Source organism: Rhodococcus sp. ACPA1, from assembly GCF_002300195.1.
GTDB lineage: Bacteria > Actinomycetota > Actinomycetes > Mycobacteriales > Mycobacteriaceae > Rhodococcus_F > Rhodococcus_F opacus.
On sequence record NZ_NSDX01000001.1, the window covers coordinates 197,582 to 218,699 of the forward strand.

General features: G+C 68.1%; 23 protein-coding genes and 2 pseudogenes. 15 read left to right on the top strand and 10 right to left on the bottom strand.

Features of this window, described 5'->3' with window-relative positions:
• Positions 1 to 15: 15 nt before the first annotated feature.
• The 3 genes from CJ177_RS00750 to CJ177_RS00760 all read right to left on the bottom strand — a co-directional run bounded on the left by CJ177_RS00750 (position 16) and on the right by CJ177_RS00760 (position 2,547).
• A complete protein-coding gene (locus CJ177_RS00750) occupies positions 16 to 456 on the bottom strand; it encodes a MarR family winged helix-turn-helix transcriptional regulator (RefSeq protein WP_061045733.1) in 441 nt (146 codons plus the stop codon).
• 91 nt (positions 457 to 547) lie between these two features.
• Positions 548 to 1,003: an SRPBCC family protein gene (locus CJ177_RS00755; protein ID WP_095867087.1), complete on the bottom strand. Its 456-nt coding sequence runs from the start codon at positions 1,001 to 1,003 to the stop codon at positions 548 to 550.
• The gene (locus tag CJ177_RS00760) at positions 1,000 to 2,547 is read right to left on the bottom strand and encodes an NAD(P)/FAD-dependent oxidoreductase (protein WP_095867088.1); all 1,548 of its coding nucleotides are present in this window, start codon (positions 2,545 to 2,547) and stop codon (positions 1,000 to 1,002) included. Before CJ177_RS00760 ends, CJ177_RS00755 begins: the two co-directional genes overlap by 4 nt.
• Before the next feature lie 95 nt (positions 2,548 to 2,642).
• Between CJ177_RS00760 and CJ177_RS49305 the strand changes: the two are divergent.
• Positions 2,643 to 3,148 (top strand): annotated as a pseudogene (locus CJ177_RS49305) (SRPBCC domain-containing protein).
• 16 nt (positions 3,149 to 3,164) lie between these two features.
• Complete coding sequence (locus CJ177_RS00770; RefSeq protein WP_005571728.1) at positions 3,165 to 3,659, top strand: DUF1992 domain-containing protein; 495 nt, start codon at positions 3,165 to 3,167, stop codon at positions 3,657 to 3,659.
• A gap of 4 nt (positions 3,660 to 3,663) precedes the next feature.
• On the opposite strand, the gene CJ177_RS00775 is transcribed toward CJ177_RS00770, so the two are convergent.
• Positions 3,664 to 4,932: a benzoate/H(+) symporter BenE family transporter gene (locus tag CJ177_RS00775; RefSeq protein WP_095867089.1), complete on the bottom strand. Its 1,269-nt coding sequence runs from the start codon at positions 4,930 to 4,932 to the stop codon at positions 3,664 to 3,666.
• Between the two features lie 245 nt (positions 4,933 to 5,177).
• Here CJ177_RS00775 and CJ177_RS00780 point away from each other — a divergent pair, with 245 nt between their 5' ends.
• Complete coding sequence (locus tag CJ177_RS00780) at positions 5,178 to 5,471, top strand: hypothetical protein (RefSeq protein ID WP_025432075.1); 294 nt, start codon at positions 5,178 to 5,180, stop codon at positions 5,469 to 5,471.
• 4 nt (positions 5,472 to 5,475) lie between these two features.
• On the opposite strand, the gene CJ177_RS00785 is transcribed toward CJ177_RS00780, so the two are convergent.
• A complete protein-coding gene (locus tag CJ177_RS00785; RefSeq protein ID WP_005571731.1) occupies positions 5,476 to 6,117 on the bottom strand; it encodes a ScbR family autoregulator-binding transcription factor in 642 nt (213 codons plus the stop codon).
• Positions 6,118 to 6,219: 102 nt separating this feature from the next.
• Between CJ177_RS00785 and CJ177_RS00790 the strand changes: the two genes are divergently transcribed.
• On the top strand, positions 6,220 to 6,948 hold the full coding sequence (locus tag CJ177_RS00790; RefSeq protein ID WP_095867090.1) for a lysoplasmalogenase family protein: 729 nt from the start codon (positions 6,220 to 6,222) through the stop codon (positions 6,946 to 6,948).
• Here CJ177_RS00790 and CJ177_RS00795 read toward each other — a convergent pair.
• Complete coding sequence (locus tag CJ177_RS00795; protein ID WP_095867091.1) at positions 6,932 to 7,378, bottom strand: hypothetical protein; 447 nt, start codon at positions 7,376 to 7,378, stop codon at positions 6,932 to 6,934. The two genes, CJ177_RS00790 and CJ177_RS00795, sit on opposite strands and share 17 nt — an antisense overlap.
• A 113-nt stretch (positions 7,379 to 7,491) precedes the next feature.
• On the opposite strand from CJ177_RS00795, the gene CJ177_RS00800 reads away from it, so the two are divergent.
• The 5 genes and pseudogenes from CJ177_RS00800 (at position 7,492) to CJ177_RS00820 (ending at position 12,610) form a co-directional block, all read left to right on the top strand.
• The gene (locus CJ177_RS00800; protein ID WP_005238419.1) at positions 7,492 to 8,091 is read left to right on the top strand and encodes a hypothetical protein; all 600 of its coding nucleotides are present in this window, start codon (positions 7,492 to 7,494) and stop codon (positions 8,089 to 8,091) included.
• A 4-nt stretch (positions 8,092 to 8,095) separates the two neighbouring features.
• Complete coding sequence (locus CJ177_RS00805) at positions 8,096 to 8,782, top strand: RNA methyltransferase (RefSeq protein WP_095867092.1); 687 nt, start codon at positions 8,096 to 8,098, stop codon at positions 8,780 to 8,782.
• A gap of 34 nt (positions 8,783 to 8,816) precedes the next feature.
• Complete coding sequence (locus CJ177_RS00810; protein ID WP_095867093.1) at positions 8,817 to 9,935, top strand: glycoside hydrolase family 76 protein; 1,119 nt, start codon at positions 8,817 to 8,819, stop codon at positions 9,933 to 9,935.
• Between the two features lie 67 nt (positions 9,936 to 10,002).
• Positions 10,003 to 11,357 (top strand): annotated as a pseudogene (locus tag CJ177_RS00815) (LLM class flavin-dependent oxidoreductase).
• A 116-nt stretch (positions 11,358 to 11,473) separates the two neighbouring features.
• Positions 11,474 to 12,610 (top strand): GTP-binding protein, encoded by a 1,137-nt coding sequence (locus CJ177_RS00820; protein WP_095867094.1) that lies wholly within the window; start codon positions 11,474 to 11,476, stop codon positions 12,608 to 12,610.
• Here CJ177_RS00820 and CJ177_RS00825 read toward each other — a convergent pair.
• Both CJ177_RS00825 and CJ177_RS00830 read right to left on the bottom strand, forming a co-directional pair.
• Positions 12,607 to 13,272 carry a DedA family protein gene (locus CJ177_RS00825; protein WP_025432077.1) on the bottom strand — a complete coding sequence of 222 codons (666 nt, stop codon included), beginning with the start codon at positions 13,270 to 13,272 and terminating at the stop codon, positions 12,607 to 12,609. The two genes, CJ177_RS00820 and CJ177_RS00825, sit on opposite strands and share 4 nt — an antisense overlap.
• A gap of 24 nt (positions 13,273 to 13,296) precedes the next feature.
• Complete coding sequence (locus tag CJ177_RS00830; protein ID WP_306453373.1) at positions 13,297 to 14,028, bottom strand: VTT domain-containing protein; 732 nt, start codon at positions 14,026 to 14,028, stop codon at positions 13,297 to 13,299.
• Between the two features lie 204 nt (positions 14,029 to 14,232).
• Between CJ177_RS00830 and fbaA the strand changes: the two genes are divergently transcribed.
• The gene (fbaA, locus tag CJ177_RS00835) at positions 14,233 to 15,267 is read left to right on the top strand and encodes a class II fructose-bisphosphate aldolase (RefSeq protein ID WP_095867096.1); all 1,035 of its coding nucleotides are present in this window, start codon (positions 14,233 to 14,235) and stop codon (positions 15,265 to 15,267) included.
• A 59-nt stretch (positions 15,268 to 15,326) separates the two neighbouring features.
• Here fbaA and CJ177_RS00840 read toward each other — a convergent pair whose 3' ends face one another.
• Entirely contained in the window at positions 15,327 to 16,460 is a 1,134-nt protein-coding gene (locus tag CJ177_RS00840) for a hypothetical protein (protein WP_061045721.1), read from the bottom strand.
• A 138-nt stretch (positions 16,461 to 16,598) separates the two neighbouring features.
• Here CJ177_RS00840 and CJ177_RS00845 point away from each other — a divergent pair, with 138 nt between their 5' ends.
• From CJ177_RS00845 to CJ177_RS00860, 4 genes are all read left to right on the top strand, one after another.
• Entirely contained in the window at positions 16,599 to 17,015 is a 417-nt protein-coding gene (locus CJ177_RS00845; protein WP_005260038.1) for a DUF3151 domain-containing protein, read from the top strand.
• A 64-nt stretch (positions 17,016 to 17,079) separates the two neighbouring features.
• Positions 17,080 to 18,147 carry an aromatic acid exporter family protein gene (locus CJ177_RS00850; protein ID WP_005238441.1) on the top strand — a complete coding sequence of 356 codons (1,068 nt, stop codon included), beginning with the start codon at positions 17,080 to 17,082 and terminating at the stop codon, positions 18,145 to 18,147.
• Between the two features lie 72 nt (positions 18,148 to 18,219).
• Entirely contained in the window at positions 18,220 to 19,146 is a 927-nt protein-coding gene (locus tag CJ177_RS00855; protein WP_061700212.1) for a cation diffusion facilitator family transporter, read from the top strand.
• Between the two features lie 69 nt (positions 19,147 to 19,215).
• Positions 19,216 to 19,623: a hypothetical protein gene (locus CJ177_RS00860; RefSeq protein ID WP_095867097.1), complete on the top strand. Its 408-nt coding sequence runs from the start codon at positions 19,216 to 19,218 to the stop codon at positions 19,621 to 19,623.
• A 3-nt stretch (positions 19,624 to 19,626) separates the two neighbouring features.
• Here the strand turns inward: CJ177_RS00860 and CJ177_RS00865 are convergent, their stop codons facing one another.
• On the bottom strand, positions 19,627 to 20,088 hold the full coding sequence (locus tag CJ177_RS00865) for a pyridoxamine 5'-phosphate oxidase family protein (RefSeq protein WP_025432080.1): 462 nt from the start codon (positions 20,086 to 20,088) through the stop codon (positions 19,627 to 19,629).
• A 63-nt stretch (positions 20,089 to 20,151) separates the two neighbouring features.
• Between CJ177_RS00865 and CJ177_RS00870 the strand changes: the two genes are divergently transcribed.
• The gene (locus CJ177_RS00870) at positions 20,152 to 21,108 is read left to right on the top strand and encodes a YafY family protein (RefSeq protein WP_095867098.1); all 957 of its coding nucleotides are present in this window, start codon (positions 20,152 to 20,154) and stop codon (positions 21,106 to 21,108) included.
• Positions 21,109 to 21,118 lie beyond the last annotated feature (10 nt).

Sequence of the window (21,118 nt, forward strand, 5' to 3'; positions counted from 1 at the left end):
GGTGTGGATGGGTTGTCAGGAGCGGTCCGACGACTTGACGATCGAACGCAGTTCCGACAGGCCCTGCGTCAGTCGTTCGAGTTGCTCGGGTTCGAGGTCCGCGAAGTGCGGGGCGAGTGCACCCGCGATCTCGTTGCGGGACAGGGTCAGCCATTCGCGGCCCAGGTCCGTGATGGACACCCGGACGGCCCGGGCGTCTTCCGGATCGGGTCGGCGGGCAACGTATCCGCGATCGGCCAGCTTCTGGAGCAGGGCGGTCGCGGACGGTGGGGAGCAGCGGTCGATGCGGGCGAACTCGCTGATGCGTAGCTCGCCGTGGTCGTCGAGCAGGGCGAGGGCACGTGTCCACGTCCGGGGGCGGTCCTCGGATCCGAAGGAGCTCGCGAGCCTGGTGAATCGGTGAGAATTCGTGACCAAGTCGACGAGCAGGCTCTGCAGCCGAGTGTCGTCGTCCATGCCAAACATATTACATAGGCTAACTAACTATGTAAACCCGACGAAGAGCTTCGCGGCCCGCATCCGCCCCGACGGGCGCGGGCCGCGAAGATCAGGACGAGTGCTTCGCGCTCTGCTCGACCTGGCGCCGCAGGATGGCGTCTGTGTGGCGGATCGCCTGCGCGACGAAGGGCTCGATGATCTTGCCGAGCGCCTTACCTGCGAGGCCGCCGGGCAGGTCGTAGCGGAAGTCGACCGTCATGCGGGTCTCGGTTTCGCCGGCCGCCTCGAACTGCCACCGCGAATGGGTGTACAGGCCGTCGATCGATTCCAGCTCGATCACCGAATTGCGTTCCCACCCGGTGACCTTCACCACGGAGTCGAGGGTCTTGGGGCCGACCTTCATCGCGGCGTCGTAGACCGCGCCGAGGCCCCGATCCTGGTCGCCGATCGGATCGAACTTCGTGATCCCGAACATCCAGGACGGGACGTGGCGGTAGTCGTCCACGTAGTCGAACGCAGCGGCGACCGGTGCGCCGGCGAGGGCAGTGTGATGGATCTCGATCATCGTGACTTTCCTGAGGGGTGGAGGGCGGGGGACTGCGCTGTCCGGTACGGCCGGATGGCGTAGTTCTCGAGGTCGAACCGGGCGAGGCGACGGCGCAGGGAGCCGGTGGACCAGGGCCACGCGGCGAAGTTCCTGCCGTCGGCGTCGAGGTAGTAGCTACTGCATCCGCCGTTGTTGAAGACGGTCGGCTCCAGACCCTTCTGCACCGCGTCGTTGAACCGGCGGAACGGCTGATCGCGTACCTCGAGCACTTCGATGCCCTGCCGCTCCGCCTTGGTGAGTCCGTCGATCACGTAGTCGAGCTGGGTCTCGGACAGTCCGAGAAACGAGTTGTACACCAGGATGTTCGGGCCGAGCATGATGTACGCGTTCGGTGCGCCGGGCGTCGTCGTGGCCAGGTAGGCCTCGGGGCTCTTCGACCACTTCTCCGACAGCAGTGTTCCGTCGCGTCCGCGGATCCGGCTCGCGATCGGCGGATGACTCACGTCGAAGCCGGTGCCGAAGATGATGACGTCGACCTCGCGGCGGATGCCGTCAGCACCGACGACCACGCGTCCGTCGACCTCGGCGAGGGCGTGCGGAATCAACTCGACGTTGCTCTTCGTCAGCGCCGGGAGATACGTGTTGGACAGCAGGAGGCGTTTGCATCCGAGCGTGAAGTTCGGTGTCAGGGCCGCGCGAAGTGCCGGGTCCGGCACCTGCCTGGCCAGCCAGCGGGTGCCGAGGGGATTGAGGAGCCGGGCGGTGCGTTCGCGGCGCATTGCCAAACTGAGCGTCCGCAGGACGACGTCGAGGAGTCGCCGGAACGCGCGCTGCACCGCGGGCACCCGCGCGAACACCGACTGGGCGATCCGGGGGAACGGAAAATCCAGGCGCGGCACCACCCAGGCCGGGGTGCGCTGAAAGACGTACAACTCCTCGACGTCCGGCTGGATCTCGGGGATGAACTGCACCGCGGACGCGCCGGTGCCCACGACCGCGACCCTCTTTCCGGTGAGGTCGACGTCGTGGTTCCAGCGGGCCGAGTGGAAGAGGTCGCCGTCGAAGCCGTCGATTCCGGGTACGGCAGGAGTGCTCGGTTCGGTGATGGGGCCTGCCGCGAAGATCACGTGCTGGGCGACGATCGTGCCGCGGCTTGTGTCGAGGATCCAGCGTCGACGCTCGTCGGACCAGGCGGCTTCGCGGAGTTCGGTCTGCATCGAGATTCTGGACTGCAGACCGAACGTGTCGACGGTGTCCTCGATGTAGGACAGCAGTTCCGGTTGCAGGGCGAAGTTGCTGCGCCACCGCGGATTGGGGTGGAAGGAGAACGAGTACACGGGGGCGGGGATGTCGACACCGCACCCGGGGTACGTGTTCTCGCGCCACACGCCCCCCACGCGATCGGACTTCTCCAGCACGACGAAGTCCGTGATGCCCGCGCGTTCGAGCTTGACCGCGGCGGCGATCCCGGACAGTCCGGCGCCGACCACGACGACGCGCAGGTGCCGCTCGTCTCCGCTGCCGTCGGGTGCGGCCGCGTGCTGGGTGGTTGTCGCTGTCATGGCTTCTTCCCTGCGCGGATGGGGAACCGTCGTCGCCGGTCCAGTTAACTGAGACGCAGTGTCACAGTAAAACGAGGAATGCGCATTGGCAAGCGATTGCATTCGCCGTACGCCGGTCGGTGGGCAGCCGGACGCTCGAGGCGGGCGAGGCCCGCACCGTGACGATCGGTCAGACCTACGACGCCACCGTCGAGGAGGTGTGGGAGGCCTGCACCACCGCCGAGCGAATCCCGCGGTGGTTCCTGCCGGTGACGGGTGACCTGCGCCTGCACGGTCGCTACCAGCTCGAAGGCAACGCCGGCGGCGAGATCCTCACCTGTGACCCGCCGAACGGATTCACCGCGACCTGGGAGTACGGCGGCAACGTCAGCTGGGAACTCGGGGTCATGGGGCTGTACCTGCACCTGAGGACGGGGGAGTCGATGGACCCGAAGGCGAGCGAGGCCTGGCGACGACCGATGAGGGCAAGGAGTTCATCACGGCGAGCAGTGAGAAATGGCGGGACGCGAGCATCGCGTTCGGGACGCCGGAGGGTGCGGCGACCGCGGCCGGCGACCGCACGACCGCGTTCTACACGGGAGCCGACACCGAGGCGGGCTGAACCGGGTCCTGGAAGAATGGCGTCCGTGACCGAGCGCAAACCTCCCGGGGTGAGCTTCGAGAGCTGGATCGACAAGCAGATCCGGCTGGCTCAGGAGCGCGGCGACTTCGACGATCTCCCCGGCTCGGGTAAACCGATTCCGGCAGGCGATGTCGACGACGAACTGTGGTGGGTGAAGAACTATCTCCGGCGCGAGAATCTGCCCACCGATTCGCTGCTCCCGACGCCGCTGCAGCTGCGGAAGGAGATCGAGCGGTTGCCCGACACTATCCGTGGGCTGCCGTCGGAGCAGTCGGTCCGGGACGTGGTGGCCCAGCTCAACCTGCAGATCGTCGCCTGGTTGCGGGCACCCTCCGGCCCACGGATCCCGGTCAGTCCGGTCGACGCGAACGAGGTCGTCGCGACCTGGCGGCAGCAGAACCGGCCGGCGCGGAAGCCGCCGGTGACGGCGACCCCGGAACCCGACGATCCGCCCCGGGCCGGCCGACGATGGTGGCGACGGAAACGGTGACGGATCATCCCTTCCGGAAATCACCCGATTCCATCACCCGGGACACGAGCAGTCCGGCGATCAGCCCCCAGAACGCAGCCCCGACGTTGAGGAACTGCACGTTCGACACGGTCACGAGGAAGGTCACGAGCGCGCCGAGCGTGTGCCGGGAGCTGAACGCGGCGACGAACGAACCCTGCAGCGCCCGGAGCATCGCGAGTCCGCCGAGCGTGGCGACGAACGCGACCGGGGTGGCCAGCATCAGCTGAACGAACAGCGGCGCGAACAGGCCGACGACCATGGCGAGCAGTCCGCAGACGACGGCCGCCGTGTACTGCCTGGTGCGCTGCCCCGACGCCACCAGCAGGGCGTTGGTCGGCCCCGTCAGGCACGTCGAGACGGCTCCGACCGCGGAGGTGGCGAGGGACCAGACCCCACACAGGACGGTGCCGACGTTCATCGGCGGCTTGTGGCCGGCGGACGTCAGCACGGCCGCGCCCTGACCGTTCTGCACGACGATGACCGTGATTGCGAGCGGCACGACCAGTTCGGCGATCGCCTGCCAGGTGAACTGCGGCGCCTGGAACATCGGTGCCGCGATCCACGATGTACTCGAACCGGTCGGGTGGAAGCGGCCCGTGACCGCGACCGCCGCCGCCCCGACGAGCAGTGCGCCGAGGATCGGTGGCATCCACCGACCGAACGCGGCGCGGGATGCCAGGACGACGAAGGCGACGACCATCGGAACGGCCACGGCCGCATCGGTTCCCACGGCGTGGACGAGGTCGGTGCCGAACTTCAGGAAGACGCCGGCGACCATGGCCATGACGATCGGCATCGGGAGCATCGCCATGACCTGGCGCACCCGCCCGGTCAGGCCGAGGCCGAGGATCAGGAGCCCGGTCACCAGAAACGCGCCGAGCACTTCCGGCCACGACAGGTGGGTGAGCGAGCCGCCGACGATGATCGTGCCGGGGATCGTCCAGAAGAACGCGAGCGGCCGGCGGTACAGCCAGCTGGCGAGGGCGGTCAGGATTCCGTTGAGGAAGAAGACACCGAAGATCCACGACGCCATCTGCTGGGGCGACAGTCCGCCCGCGGAGCCGGCGGCCAGGATCACGGCGACGGGACCCGTCGCGGAGAAGATCAGCCCGATCAGACCGTTGGCGGCGTAGGTCCCGCCGAGGTCGCCGATCAGGCGGCGCGGGCCCGCCGGCGGCCACGGCGGTCTCTCGAAGCGAGAGGGAAGGGTCTGCACGTCTTCGCTGCGGGCCGGTTCCTCGGTGGTCGTCATGAGGCCTTCCTGCTCGGGCGATGTTCACGATGTACGCAGAGCGGGCGTGAATCTCGCAATGCGTACATTCGGGTGTGGTCTGGATCATAACCACTCGCGTCCCCGGGCTGCACGGCGGGCCGTCGAACCCTGGGTGGGGTGCTTTCCATCCCTGGGGTGAACGACACTCGGGCGCCATCACGACAGACTCGAAGGCGTCGACCCGACACCACCCCGCACCGACGAACCATGCGAAGAAGGGCCACATGGCTGAACTCACCCGAATTCCCCGAGAGCGAGGCACCGTCTACGCGCGGCGCCCCACGGTGGCAGCGGAACGCGAACCGCGATCCGCCGTCGAACGGACGTCGACGTTCCTGGCCTACGGCCTGCTCGCGTTGTTCGGCGGACTCGGCATCTTCGGAACGATCTGCTCGGTCGATGCCATCCCGGACGGCGCGCGGATCGCCGTCGTCCAGACGGTGCCGACGCAGACGCAGCCGCTCGATCTGCCGCATCCGGCGCCGGACACTCCCGAGCCCACTCCCGGCGGCGTCTGATTCGTCAGGATGCGACGTCGTCGCGCAGTGCCGCGAGTTCGAGTAGCCGGGGCAACATGTCCGGCGACGCGATCGAGGGCAGGAGCAACGCCCACATGTCGGCCAGGCGCTCGTACAGGTCGGAACGTCCGGTCAGCGCCTCGGACACCAACTGCATGCCGGTGAACGAACTGACCAGGAACCGGGCGAGTGCCGCGGGGTCGACGGTCGCGCGCAGTTCGCCCGCCTCCCGCGCCTTGCCCGCGAGTGCGACGAGGGTGTCGGTCCAGTCGATGTAGGGGTCGGTGGCCGGGCCGCGGGACGTACCGAGTTCCAGGGTGAGTCGCACACCCGCTCGCACGATGGGCTCGGTCAGCAACTGGCGCGCCATCTCCTTGGCACACAACAGGATCGCTTCCATCGGTGACTGCGCCGTCGCGAGCACTCGCTGCGCCGCCAGCATCGCCATGGCGTGCTGTTCCTTGATCACCGCCCAGGCGAGCGCTTCCTTGGACTCGAAATGAAAGTACAAGGCGCCCTTCGTCACGTCGGCATAGGAGAGGATTCCGCTCAGGCTCGCGCCGCCGTACCCGAGCTTCTCGAAGCTCAGTGCCGCACCCTCGAGTACCTGATGGCGGGTGGCTGCCGCGCGCGCCTGTTTTGCCATCACCTGTGCCTCACAATCGCGGATTGTCCGTCGCGTCCACGCTCAAGTCAACCACTGTTCGGGCCGGTAACCTCGGCACGTCCGCAAGTGTGGGAGGAACACGTGAAGTCGAAGAACAACTGGGGTGTCGAGCACGCGGTGTTCGCCGGTGCGACGCTGGCCACCGTCGTCGGGGCCGTCACCGGGCGTGAACGGTTGCAGCAGGCCGCGAAACCACTGATCGCACCCGCGCTCGCCGCCCGTGTCCTGCGGCGGCGTGCAGACACGGATCCGGCCGACGTCGCGCTCCTCCTCGCCGGTCTCACGGCCGCGACCGTGGGTGACGTCTTCATGATCGATCCCGACGACGACGCCCGTCTCGTGCGCGGCGCGTCCTCGTTCGCCGTCATGCAGGTCGGCTATTCCGCGCTGCTGCTGCGGCGGGGCGCCCGGCCCACCGCGCCCGCAGTGCTTCCCCGGCTCGCCGGGTGGGCAGGCGCGGCGGCTTTGCTCCGCGGGCGGGCGAAGGAGGTCGCCGCGCCGTTGACCGCGTACGGGTCGCTGCTCGGCACCACGTCGACCCTGTCAGCCGATCCGTCTCTCGCACCCGGCGCGGACGTCGTCGCGAATGTGGCGGTGCCGGGAACCGACCGTCGCAGCTGGCTCGGTGCGGGCGGGATGCTGTTCACCGCGTCCGACGGTCTGATCGTGTTGCGGCGCTTGTTCATCCGGGGCGAGAAGGGGAGGGCTGTGGCGGAAGGAGTGGTCCTCGCCAGCTACGCGGCGGCCCAGTTGCTGCTCGTCGAGGGGATGCTCGCGCTCGGGCGTCGCCGGATCACGGGCAGAGCATGATGTGGTCCCGGTCCTTCGGGTCCACGAGGATGGTGATCGTCTCGCCGGGCAGGAAGCGTGTCGCGTTCTCCCGCCGCACCTCGTAGACGACACGTCCGGCGTAGCTCTCCGATCCGGGCACGGTCAGCCGGAGGTCCAGTTCGGTGAGTTCCCCGTTGTCGTGCGTGCGGCGCAGCGGAGTGACGTGCTCGATGCGGGCCCAGCCTTCGAGTCCGTGCCGTTCGAGTTGGCGGTCGGCGCGGCTGGGCCGTTCGGCCGCCATCATCCCGAATCCCAGCGCCGAACCGAAGGCGGCGACCAATCCCATGATCTGGTACGGGATGGTGGCCGGCGGGGTGTGCTCGATCAACCATCCCAGCCAGACGGCGAGGACGATGACGTAGCCGACCGTGACGAAGCAGACCGTCCGCACGATGCGCTGATGATTCATCGATTGCCTCCACCTCCAGATTAGCCCGTCCGGCCTCGCCGAAGCGGCCCCGCCGCCGCACTGCCGTTAGAGTGCAGTGTCGGCAGCAGATAAGCATGTGTGGAGGTGGCCGTATGGCGTGGCGTCGGGTGTCGTTGGTGTGTCTGAGCATTGGCTCGGCCGTGATGCTCGCAGGGTGTGGTGGATCGTCGGACGCGGTGGCTCCGCCGACGTCTACGACGACTGTCGCGGCTCCTGTGACCACAACCACGACCACGGTTCCGCCGACGACCACCACCACGACGATTGCGCCGCCGCCCACGACGACGGAAGCACCGACCACGACGCTCGTCGACGTCCCCTACGAGCACAACGAGTCGTACTTCTTCACGTCCCCGGACGGCGGGTTCCAGTGCGGCATCATCAAGCTGCCGAACCGTACCGAGGCCGGATGCCAGGGGTCGACGAGCCCGGTGCCGCCGCGCCCGGCCGACTGCATGGTCGACTGGGGACACGGCATTCGCGTCGAGAACGACGGCGAGGCGTCGTTCATGTGCGCCGGTGGCCTCGTCTACACGTCGGGCGGCGACGAACCGGACGCGGCCCTGCCCGCCGGGGCGAAGCTGGCGAAGCTCGGCTACACGTGCAGCACCACGGCCACGGCCGTCACGTGCACCAACGACGAGACGTCGCACGGTTTCACCGTCGCTCCCGATTCGAACAAGACGTTCTGACCTCGTGAGCGGAGTCGAGACCGACCGGGTCGAGGTCGCCGAGGCGGGGCCCACCGAATGGGGGGACAACCCGAACGGCGTCGGCCCGTGGACCGAGGAACACGACACCCCGGTCCCTGCCGACCCGCACTACGACCCCGAACTGCTGGCCGGCGGCGATCGCCGCAACGTGGTCGACGCCTACCGGTACTGGACGCGGGAAGCGATCGTCGCGGACATCGACAGCCGTCGCCACCCTCTCCACGTGGCCATCGAGAATTTCGGGCACGACGCCAACATCGGGACGGTGGTGCGCACCGCCAACGCGTTCGCCGCCGCCGAGGTCCACATCGTGGGACGTCGACGCTGGAACCGCCGCGGGGCCATGGTCACCGATCGGTACCAGCACGTCCTCCATCATTCGGACGTCGACGGCCTCGTCGAGTTCGCACGTGAGCGGGGTCTCACCATCGTGGCCGTCGACAACACACCCGGATCCGTCCCGCTCGAGACGGCGAGTCTGCCCCGCGACTGCGTGCTCCTGTTCGGCCAGGAGGGGCCGGGAGTCACGGACCAGGCGAAAGAGGTTGCGGCGATGACGGTGTCGATCGCCCAGTTCGGTTCCACCCGCAGCATCAACGCGGGCGTCGCCGCGGGAATCGCCATGCATGCGTGGGTGCGTCAGCACGCCGACCTCGACCGTGCCTGGTAGCGGAACCCCCGGCGAATAGGCAAGATCAACTCTTATGCAGGACTCGTGGTCGGCGCGCGCGGACGCCGCTGAAGAAGCGGTGGTGAGCAGGCACCTTCGCCGGCTGTGGGCGCTCCCGGGCACCGCCCTGGGCGTCGTCGCCTGGCCGCCGGTCCGGCGCGAGCGACTGTTCCTCAGCTGGCACTACTGGTGGCAGGCCCACCTGCTCGACTGCGCCGTGGACGCACTCGAACGGGACCCCACGCCGCGCCGTCGCCGTCGCATCGTGAAACTGGCGCGCAGCCACCGTCTGCGGAACCTGTCGGGCTGGACCAACAACTATTACGACGACATGGCCTGGCTGGGGATCGCCCTCGAGCGCGCCCAGCGAATGCACTTCATAGACAACAGAAGTGCGGTTCAGGCGCTCGAATCCCAGTTGTTCGACGCCTGGGCGCCCGAGGCCGGAGGCGGCATCCCGTGGCGGAAGGGCTCGAATTTCTACAACGCGCCCGCCAACGGGCCCGCCGGGATCATGCTGGCCCGCACCGGAAAGCTGTGGCGCGCCCAGGCCACGGCCGACTGGATCGACGACACGCTGCGGGACGTGCACACCAACCTGATCGTCGACGGCATCCACCCGGGCGGTGAAATCGAAAGGAACGTCTACTCGTACTGTCAGGGCGTCGTGCTCGGCCTCGAAACCGAACTCGCCGTGCGCCTCGGTTCGCCGCGGCACCGCAACCGGACCCATCGGCTGGTCGACGCCATCGACGAGCATCTCGCACCCCACGGCGTCATCGACGGCGGCGGTGGGGGAGACGGTGGCCTGTTCAACGGGATCCTCGCGCGGTATCTGGCGTTGACCGCGGTGATGCTGCCCTGGGAGTCGCCCGCCGACATCCGGGCCCGGGAGATCGCCGCCCAGCTCGTGCTGACCTCCGCCGAATCGGCCTGGGAGAACCGCCTGCAGATCGAGGGGCAGCCGCTGTTCGGCCACGACTGGACCAGGCAGGCGCAGCTGCCGGGAATGGGCGGGGGAATCGCCACGTTCACCGGCGGCACCGTCCGGTCGTCCGGCATCCCGGAACGCGACATGTCCGTCCAGCTCGGCGGCTGGATGCTGATGGAGGCCGCGCACATGGTCTCCGCGGCGGGGTATCCGCGGCGGTAGGGCATCGTTCGAATCACGCGAAACTTAACCGTGTCGCCCTCGATTCGGCGCTGTTAGACAGTTCGTTATGTCAGATCAACAGCGGCAGCTGAGTCTCAATGCGTTCATCTACCCGGCCGGGCACCACGAGTCGGCGTGGCGCCACCCGCTCACGACGCCCGAGCGGTTGTACGACGTCTCCTATTTCCAGGACATCGCGCGGACCGCGGAGGCGGCGAAGCTGGACGCGATCTTCTTTGCCGACGGCCCGGCCCTGCGCAGCGACGTCGAGCACGGCGCCGCCGGAGCACTCGAACCGATCACGCTGCTGACCGCCATCGCGACCGCCACCGAACGGATCGGCCTGATCGCGACCGCGTCCACGACGTACTTCGAGCCCTACAATCTGGCGCGGCTGTTCGCGTCCCTCGACCACATCTCCCGCGGCCGGGCCGGCTGGAACATCGTGACCACCGGAACCGACCTGGCGGCCGCCAACTTCGGGCTGGCCGGCCACCCCGACCACGCCGACCGCTATGCGCGGGCGCGGGAGTTCGTCGACGCGACCGTCAAGCTGTGGGACAGCTGGGAAGACGACGCCATCCTGATCGACAAGGCCGCAGGCATCTATGCGGACCCGTCGAAGATCCACGAGATCAACTACGTCGGCCGACACCTGCGGGTGCGCGGACCGTTCAACGCGCCACGCTCCCCGCAGGGCCATCCGGTGCTGGTGCAGGCGGGTGCGTCCAACGACGGTCGCGCGTTCGCGGGCCAGTACGCCGAGGCCATCTTCACCGCGCACCAGCGGCTGTCCGACGGGCAGGCGTTCTACGCGGACGTCAAGCAGCGCGCGACGCAGTACGGTCGCAACCCCGATCACGTCAAGGTCCTGCCCGGCATCAGCCCGTTCCTCGGCGACACCGAGGCCGAGGCCCGCGACCTGGAGCGGGAGTTCAACGAACTCACGTCGCCCGAGTACGGGCTCGCCCAGCTCGAGAGCCTCACGGGTTCGAGCGTGCGCCACCTCGATCTCGACGCCCCCGTGCCTGCCGGTCTGTTCGGGGACGCCGGTACGTCACGGACAACCAGCAGAGTCGCCTGCAGGTGATCGCCGGGATCGTCGAGCGGGAGAACCCGACCCTGCGCGGATTGCTGCACCGTCTCGCCGGTGCGCGCGGGCACCGGGTCGTCGTCGGGACGCCGGTGCAGGTGGCCGACACCATCGAGGAATGGTTCACGCAGGGCGCGGCGGACGGTTTCAACGTCATGCCGCCGTACTACCCGGGCGGTCTCGAGGTGTTCGCGGAGAAGGCGGTCCCGATCCTGCAGGAGCGCGGGCTGTTCCGCACCGAGTACTCGGGCACGACACTGCGCGACCACTTCGGTCTGCCCCGCCCCGAGAGCCAGTACGCGGACGTGTCCGGCGCCGTCGCGCTGTAGGACGCGCACGCAGGCGTCCGCTCGCGTCCGATGTCGCATCCGTTCCGTTCGAGTGGGCGGATGTGACATCGGGAGCCCGGGGCTTCCGGCTTAATGAAAACAGTTATCATCTCGGGATGACTGTCACCCGGCCGCTCCCCGTCACCGTCCTGTCCGGCTTCCTCGGCGCGGGCAAGACCACCCTGCTCAACCACCTCCTCGCGAACCGGGACGGCAGGCGCGTCGCCGTCATCGTCAACGACATGAGCGATGTGAATATTGACGCAGCCCTCGTCGCCGGGCAGGGGCACCTGGACCGGACGCAGGAGAAACTCGTCGAGCTCACCAACGGCTGCATCTGCTGCACCCTGCGGGAAGACCTCGTCGAGGCCGTCGCGCGGCTGGCGCAGGAGGGCCGGTTCGACCACCTCGTCATCGAATCCACCGGCATCTCCGAGCCGATGCCCGTCGCCGCCACATTCGACTGGGAGTTCGAGGACGGGTTCAGTCTCGGTTCGGTGGCCGCCCTCGACACGATGGTGACGGTCGTGGATGCATCGACGTTCCTCGGTGAGCTGGCCAAGGGCGAGCGGCTCGACGACCGGAACCTCGAAGCCGGGGAGGGCGACGAGCGCAGCATCTCCGACCTGCTCGTCGACCAGGTGGAGTTCGCCGACGTCATCCTGCTGAACAAGACGGATCTGGTGAGCGAGGGCGCCGCCGGTGCCGTCGAGGCCACCGTGCGCAGGCTCAACCCCACCGCGACACTGCGGCGCACCACGCGCGGCGTCGTGGATCCCGGCGAGGTTCTCGGGACCGGCCTGTACAACCCGGAGGTCGCGGCCGAGCTGCCCGGCTGGGCCGAGGAACTGGCCGGGGGCCACACCCCGGAGACCGAGGAATACGGCATCCGCAGCGTCACCTACCGGGCGACGCGGCCGTTCCACCCGGCCCGGCTCGAGCAGGCGCTGGGACGGTTTACCGGTCTGCTCCGGAGCAAGGGCTTCTGCTGGATCGCGAGCCGCCCCGACCTCGCCGCCGTGTGGTCGCAGGCCGGTCCGAACCTGGTGATCGAGCCGGCCCAGCTGTGGGCGTCCGCGCACGAGATACCGGGGCAGGAGATCGTGTTCATCGGTGTCCGCCTCGACCCCGACGGTCCGCGGCGGATCCTGGACCCGGCACTGCTCACCGACGACGAGCTGGCGTCAGGGCCGGCGGCCTGGGTTCGGTTCGACGACCCGCTGCCCGCGTGGGACGCGGTGCATCGGCACTAGTCCAGAACTTCTTCGACGGCCACTTCTTCGGGCGGCCGCGCCATCTCCTGCCGGTAGTGCCACACCCCGAGCACCGTGCCGATCACCAGCAGCGCGACCATCCCGGCGAGCACGGCCGGCATCAGCCACGACACCCGGTCCAGGAACGAGCCGAAGTAGAAGCCGATGAGCAGCAGGACGGGTGCCCAGAAGATGGCGCCGATGGTGCTGGCGATCGTGTACTTGGTGTGGTTCATCTTGGCCGCACCGGCGACCAGCGGGCACAGGGTGCGGACCCACGGAATCCAGCGGGCGATGAGTACCGCCCAGAAGCCGTGCTTCTCCAGCAGGACGTTGACCCTGTGCAGGTTGGTGTAGTTGAGATACTTCCCGCCCTTGCGGGCGAGGATGCGGTTGCCGGTGCGGTGACCGATGACGTACCCCACCTGGTTTCCGCAGATGGCGGCGATCATCGCGCCGACCGACAACGCCCACACGTGGCCGGCGCCCGACGCATGGTTGGCCAGCACGATTCCGGCGGTGATCAGCATCGAGTCGCCGGGCAGAAACAGGCCCAGGATCACCGCGCACTCGATGAACACGAACGCGAGGACGACGATCCAGACCAGCGCTGGGCCGGCCGAGACGAGAGGCCCGAAGGTGCCTGCTGCCGTGGTGACCATCGTCAGTGCGCTACTCGATCGGTTTCAGGAGGTCGGATCGGTGGGTGTGGTGACCGGCTGCGCGTCCTCGGTCGTGGCGCCCGCGCTCTGCCGCGACTTCACGACGCGCTTGCCCACCTCGAGGATGATCGGCAGGACGGACACGAAGACGATCAGCAGGAAGATGATGTCGACGTTGTCGCGGATGAACTCGATCTGACCGAGCAGGTAGCCGAGCAGCGTGACGCCGGCGCCCCACAGGATGCCGCCCACGATGTTGTACGTCAGGAACAGCGAGTACTTCATCCGCGACGCACCCGCGACGACCGGCGCGAACGTGCGCACGATCGGAACGAAGCGGGCCAGGATGATGGTGATCGGGCCGTGCTTCTCGAAGAAGGCGTGCGACTCGTCGATGTACTTCTTCTTGAAGAACCGCGCGTCGTCGTGCTTGAACAGGGCGGTACCGCCCTTGCTGCCGATGAAGAAGCCCACCTGGTCGCCGAGGATCGCGGCGATGGGGATCAGAATCAGTAGCGCCCAGATGGGGGCGAACGGTTCGATCTCCGTCGACTTCGACGCCGCGATGAGTCCCGCGGTGAAGAGAAGCGAGTCGCCGGGGAGCAGGGGGAACAGCAATCCCGACTCGATGAAGACGACCAGGAGAAGTCCGACGAGCACCCACGTGCCGAAGGAGTTGAGGAGGTTCACCGGGTCGAGGAATCCCGGCAACAACGCGAGGTTGGTCACGGAATCCGATGCTGCCTGCACAATCACGGCCCTCAGCGTACCGGCGTATTCCCCGACTGACGGAATACTGCAGGTCATGGAGTTTCGGCCGCGTCGTGGACCTGCCGAAACGGGGTGCCGCGACAGCCACCGGGCGACGTACGCTACCGGTATTGCCATACTGCTAGGACCACATCGCGCGCTGCGCTGATCGCGCGCGCCGAAATCGACTCTTATTGGAGGACTGCCGCCGTGCCAATCGCGACTCCCGAGGTCTATGCCGAGATGCTTGGTCGGGCCAAGGAGCACTCCTTTGCCTTCCCCGCCATCAACTGCACTTCTTCCGAAACCATCAACGCCGCCATCAAGGGCTTCGCGGACGCCGGCAGTGACGGCATCATCCAGTTCTCGACCGGTGGCGCCGAGTTCGGTTCGGGCCTGGGCGTCAAGGACATGGTGACCGGCGCGGTCGCACTCGCCGAGTTCGCGCACGTGATCGCCGCGAAGTACGACGTCACGATCGCCCTGCACACCGACCACTGCCCCAAGGACAAGCTCGACACGTTCGTCCGCCCGCTGCTCGAGATCTCGCGGCAGCGCGTCGAGGCGGGCCGCAACCCGCTGTTCCAGTCCCACATGTGGGACGGTTCGGCTGTCCCGATCGACGAGAACCTGGAGATCGCCAAGGAGCTCCTCGCGAAGGCGAAGGCCGCCAACATCATCCTCGAGGTCGAGATCGGCGTCGTCGGTGGCGAAGAGGACGGCGTGGAAGCCGAGATCAACGACAAGCTGTACACCTCGCCCGAGGACTTCGAGAAGACCGTCGACGCCCTCGGCACCGGCGAGAACGGCAAGTACCTGCTGGCCGCGACGTTCGGCAACGTGCACGGCGTCTACAAGCCGGGCAACGTGAAGCTGCGTCCCGAGGTGCTCGAGACCGGACAGAAGGTCGCCGCCGCCAAGCTGGGGCTGTCCGAGAGTTCGCAGCCGTTCGACTTCGTCTTCCACGGTGGATCGGGCTCGCTGAAGTCGGAGATCGAGGCTGCGCTGAACTACGGCGTCGTCAAGATGAACGTCGACACCGACACCCAGTACGCGTTCACCCGTCCGATCGTGGGTCACATGTTCAGCAACTACGACGGCGTGCTGAAGGTCGACGGCGAGGTCGGCAACAAGAAGGTCTACGACCCGCGCAGCTACCTGAAGAAGGCCGAGGCCGGCATGGTGGCCCGTGTCGTCGAGGCCTGCAACGACCTCAAGTCCGCGGGACGTTCCGTCTCGGGATAGGCGCTTCGCGCTCGTGCACCTTTCCGGTAGCCACCGCTACCGGAAAGGTGCACAGTCGTTTATCGGGGGTCGCAGATCTTCCAGGTGCCGTCGACCTTCTCGAGGTTGAACGTGCGCCACGACTGCTCGCCGGGGTTGGCGGCGGTGTGGGCCTTCACCTGGGCGATGGCGGTGTCGCCGGTGATCTGCACGGCGTCGACGCCGCCGACCACGGGAATGTTCTGCTGCGTGACGGCGACCTGGTGGACCTCGGCGAAATCCTGATCCGAGAGGCCCTGGTAGTACTCGGCGAGGCTGCCGCAGGTGCTGGTGCGCAGCGTCGCCAGGTCGCCCTGGGTGAGTGCCGCGACGAACGTGTCGATCGTTCCCTGCACCTGGGCCTCGGGGGAGTTCTCGGCCTGGTTGTTGTTGTAGACCACCACGCCGGCGACCGCGATGGCGGCGACGACGATGACGCCGGCGGCGATCGCGGCGAACAGCCACACCTTCCCGTGCTTCTTGGCGGGCTGCTGCGCCGCGGGGACGCGCTGCGGCGCGCTCTGCTGGGGCGGCAGCACCCGCTGCGGTGCGGCCTTCGGCGGGACGGGTGCCGGCCGAGGGGGAGCGGGCGGCGGGGGCACGGGCCGCGCGTTCTGAGGCTGGTTCGGCTGGGCGGCGGCAGGTCGGGGTGGCGGCGGCGTCGCCGGGACCGCAGGCTTCGTCACGGGCATCGCGACCGTCTCGTCGTCCGACGACGGTTTCGCCTGCCCCTGCACCTTCGCGTTCTGCGTGGTCGGTGCGCGGTGCATCTTCACGGTCGCGGCGTCGCCCGATGCCGGCATGCTCTTCTGCGTCGGGATCGCGGTGGTGGCCGCCTCGGATGCCTTGTCCGCGGGTTTCGCGGCAGAGTCCGGGCCGGCCTGAGGTGTCTCGGCTCGTGGGCGTGGTGCCGGAGGCTTGGGCAGTTCGGGCTGCGGCTCGTCGGCCTTCTTCTCTGCCGCCTTCTCGGGGGCCTTCTTCTGCGGGGGCTTCGGCTCGGGTGACTTCGGTGCGGCGGGCTCTGCATCCGCCGCAGGCTGCGCGGTCTTCGCAGGCTTCGCGGTCGCGTCGGCGCCGCCGGTGCCCTTGCCGGCGGTGGTGCCTGCCGCTGCCGGTCCGGACGGTGTGTCCGCGGCCGGCTTCTGAGTCGATTCGTCTTTCTTCGGGTCCTGCACGCGCTGCCCCTCGGTCTGCAGAGAAATGAACGTTGGGGGCAGCCTAACGACATCGTGCGTCATCGGAGACCGCGACAGGGCGCGTCGCGGACGCGGGCCGACGCAGTGACGGCACTGCGGCGGGGGCACAATAGGCGCATGACGTCTTTCGGTGACCTTCTCGGACCACAGCCCACGCTGCTCCCCGGGGACGACGAGGCCGAGTCGGCCCTGTTGAACCACGAGGATCCGGCTTCCGTCGCAGCCGCCCATCCCACCGCATCCATCGCATGGGCCTACCTGGCCGAGGCGGCCCTCCAGGCCGACGAGACCATCGCGGCGTACGCCTACGCGCGCACCGGGTACCACCGTGGACTGGACCAGTTGCGTCGCAACGGCTGGAAGGGTTTCGGCCCGGTTCCGTACAGCCACGAACCCAACCGTGGCTTCCTCCGGTGCGTCGCCGTGCTGGCGAAGGCGGCGAAGGCGATCGGCGAAACGGACGAGTACGCGCGGTGCCTCGATCTGCTCGAGGACTGCGATCCCCGAGCTGCCGAAGCGCTTGGCGTCGGTTAACGCCCTCAGCTCGGCGAAAGTCCGTGGCCGGGACGGGCTGAGGACTTCGGCCCAGCGACTGCGGGTGTCGGCACTGCCCATCCTGCAGTGCGCGATCGCTGCCGGCGCTGCCTGGTGGGTGGCGACGGTGGTGATCGGTCACCCGACGCCGTTCTTCGCGCCGATCGCCGCGGTGGTGTCGCTGGGGCTGTCTCTCGGCGCCCGACTGCGCCGTTCCGTCGAGTTGGTGGCCGGTGTCACGATCGGGATCGGGGTCGGCGACCTCATCGTCTCCATCATCGGGAGCGGTACCTGGCAGATCACTCTCGTCGTGATGCTGGCGATGTCCGCGGCCGTATTGCTGAACAGCGGACCGATCTTCTCCATGCAGGCGGGTAACTCCGCGGTGCTCGTAGCGACGTTGCTGCCACCCGGCGGCACCGCGGGTATCGACCGCATGGTGGACGCCTTGACCGGTGGCCTGGTGGGGATCGCCGTCGTCGCGCTGATTCCCACGCATCCCGTGGGGCGGGCGCGGAAGTACGCCGCGAACGTTCTCGGGACGGCGTCCGAAGTGATGCAGCTGGTGGCAGACGGTCTGGTGGCCAACGACGACAAGCCCATCGAGAAGGCCCTCCAAAAGGCGCGGGCAACGCAGGCGTCGATCGACACGCTGCGGACCCACCTCGCGGGCGGCCGTGAGATCAGCCGAATCTCGCCGCTGTACTGGAACACCCGCGGCCGGCTCGAACGACTCACCGCGGCCGCGGACCCACTCGACAACGCGTTGCGCAACATCCGGGTTCTCGCGCGGCGTTCGCTCACGCTGGTGCGTGACGACGAGATTCTCAACCCACGGCTCGTCGACCAGGTGGAGAAACTCGCCCACGCCTTGGAAACCCTCCGGCAGATGGCGCTCGCCGACCCCGGTCAGCAACCCGATCAGGCCGAGGCGGCACGGGTACTGCGTTCGGTGGCGTCCGGATTGAAACCGGAACTGGTGGAGAACGCGGGCCTGTCGGCCACGGTCGTCTTCGCGCAGATCCGGTCTCTGACCGTCGACCTTCTGCAGGTCGCAGGGCTCAAACGTATCTCGGCCATCGCCACCCTGCCGCCGACCGTGGAGAAGCCGGCCTATCGTCCCGAGCTCTGACCGCCCGAGCACGCTGTTGAACATATGCGCATGTACGCATATGATCGGCACAACTCGGGAGGAGGCTCACCCATGGGAGTCGGTCACGGCCATTCGCACGGCAACACACAAGGCGGCGGTGAGGTAGGCCCGTCCCGGGGGCGGATCCGCCGCATGGTGATCGCCCTCGTCATCCTCCTCGCGTTCCTGGTTCTCGAGGTCGTCGTCGGTCTGACCGTCAACTCGCTGTCGCTGCTCGCCGACGCCGGGCACATGCTGACCGACGTCGTCGGAATGTCGATGGGGCTCGTCGCACTTCTCCTGGCGCGCAAGGGCAGCACCACCGCCGCCCGGACCTTCGGCTGGCACCGCGCCGAAGTGCTCACGGCCATGGCCAACGCCGCGATGCTGCTCGCCGTCGCGGTCTGGGTGTTCTACGAGGCGATCTCCCGCATCGGCGACGCCCCCGAACTTCCCGGCATGGCGCTGATCCTCACCGCCTCCGTCGGTCTCGCCGCGAACCTCGTGGTGATGCTGATGCTGCGCGCCGATTCCAAGGACAGCCTGGCCGTCCGCGGCGCGTACCTCGAAGTGCTCGCGGACGCCGTCGGCAGCGTCGGCGTGCTCATCGCCGGCGGCGTCGTGCTGGTGTTCGACTGGACCTACGCCGACATCATCGTCGGTGTCCTCATCTCGCTGTGGGTGGTGCCGCGGGCGATGAAACTGGCCGCCGCGTCGCTGCGCATCCTCACGCAGGCGTCCCCCGAGGACGTCGATGTCGAATCGGTGCAGGCCGACCTCGAAGCGCTGCCCGGGGTCACCGGTGTCCACGACCTCCACGTGTGGACGCTCACGACGGGAATGGACGTGGCCACCGTGCACCTGACCACGGACGCCGACTCGTCCGTCGTCCTCGAATCGGCGCGGACCGTCCTCGAGAGCCACCTGCTCTCGCACGCCACGGTGCAGGTGGAATCCACCGCCAACGGACGCCACTGCGCCGAGAACGTCACCTGGTAGGGGCCCTGTCTGTTTCGTCCGGTATCGCGGCGGGAAACCGTTGTGGGACGACTCACGGAAGGGAACACCATGTCCACTCTCGCAGCGTTCGCACGACCCGTCGCCGTCGCCGCTCTCGGTGCGGCCGCCCTCTTCGCAGCACCCGCCGCCGCGTCGGCTGCGCCGTTCATGCCCGATCCGCTGGCGAACTGTAAGCCCGCCGCGACGCTCGATGTCGAAAAGGAAGGCAACCAGGTCGAGTGGGAGTTCGAGGGGCCGGAAAAGGCCACGACCGACGCCCAGGTGACGTACCTCAACATCGGCGGCCAGGCGCCGACGCTCGGCACGTCCGGGCCGTTGACGAACGGTGAGGGTGTCGAACGCGAACTGCCCGGCTTCACCGGACATTTGATTCCCGGCGGAACCTACGACCCCGACGGGCCGAACGGGCAGCTGGAGGCCTGCACTCTCGGCTTCGGATTCGCCGTCACACAGTGACCGTCACTTGGTGAACCGGGTGACCTCCGCCCCCGGCCGCCACAGGTCGACGTACAGGTGGTCGCCGTCGACGGTGGTGAGCACCACCTCGTCGAGGCCGAGTTCGAAGACGTCCGCCTCGGGGATTTCGTCGGGGTAGTGCTCGAGGATCTGCTGTTTCCGCTCTCCGAGGATCTCGTCTGCGCGGCCGCTGATCTTGGCGTCGCCGCCGTCCATCGTGTGGTGGCCGGGGTTGCTGTGGAGGGAGAATCGCGGATCGCGTTGCAGGTCCTGCACTTTGCGTGCACCGACCATCGAGCCGAGCAGTAACGCGCCCTCGTAGAACTCGACCTCGGTGCCGCTCACCCTCGGGGAACCGTCCTTGCGGAGCGTCGCCAGCACGTGGTGCTTGTGCGCCTCGAAGCGTGCGGCGACAGCCTTGGCGAGGTCGGGTGCTTCTGTCTCGAACTGCGTCCAGTTGGTCATGCCGACCAGTGTGCCCTCCTATCCCTGACATCCACTGTCAGGAATTTTCACTAGAATCGGGGAATGCGGTCGAGTCGGCTCGTCGAGTTGATGCTCCGTCTGGAGGGCAGTCGCGGGGCCACCGCGCAGCAACTGGCGGACGAACTCGGGGTTTCGGTCCGCACCGTGTATCGCGACGTCACGGCGTTGTCGGCGGCCGGTGTGCCGTTGTGGACGGAGAGCGGACCCGGCGGCGGAATCCGGTTGCTCGACGGCTGGCAGTCGAAACTCGGTGGCATGACGGGCGAGGAGACGTCCGCGTTGATGTTGCTCGGCGTCCCGTCGATCGCCGACGATCTCGGTCTCCGCGACGTCACCGCTGCGGCGCAGTCGAAGTTGTTGGGGGCGTTGCCGGTCCCGCTGCGCGCCGGCGCTCAGCTGTGGCGGGACCGGCTCTACGTCGACGCCCCCGGCTGGTTCGACGGGCCACGCGACAACGGTGACCTCCCGGTGGTGGCGTCCGCGGTGCTCGAGGGTCGGCGTCTCGGCATCCGCTACCGCAAGGGGAGCTGTTCCGCGGCACGAACTCTCGATCCCCTGGGGCTGGTGGCGAAGGCCGGTGTCTGGTATCTCGTTGCGCAGCATCGAGGACGGACGCTGTCCTATCGGGTGTCGCGGATCAGTGACGCGACCGTGCTGAAGCAGCCGGCGGTGCGTCCCGAGAATTTCGATCTGGGTGCGTGGTGGACGGCGTCGGTGGCCGAATTCGATCGTGCGCTTCTGCGATTCCGGTGCCGGGTGCGGCTCTCGCCCGCGTCGTGGCGCCGACTGCCCCGGGTGGTCGGTGTGGAAGCCGCTCGCGTCGAACCCGGCCCGCCGGACGACGCCGGCTGGGTGACCGTCGACCTGTCACTCGAGGCCGAGGACGTGGCACTCGACCAGTTGACCGTTCTCGGCGGGGGAGTCGAGGTGCTCCAGCCGCACTCGCTGCGCGAATCGCTGCGTGCGGTGGGAGACGCGATCGCCCGCCGGAACGGCTGAGATGGACTAC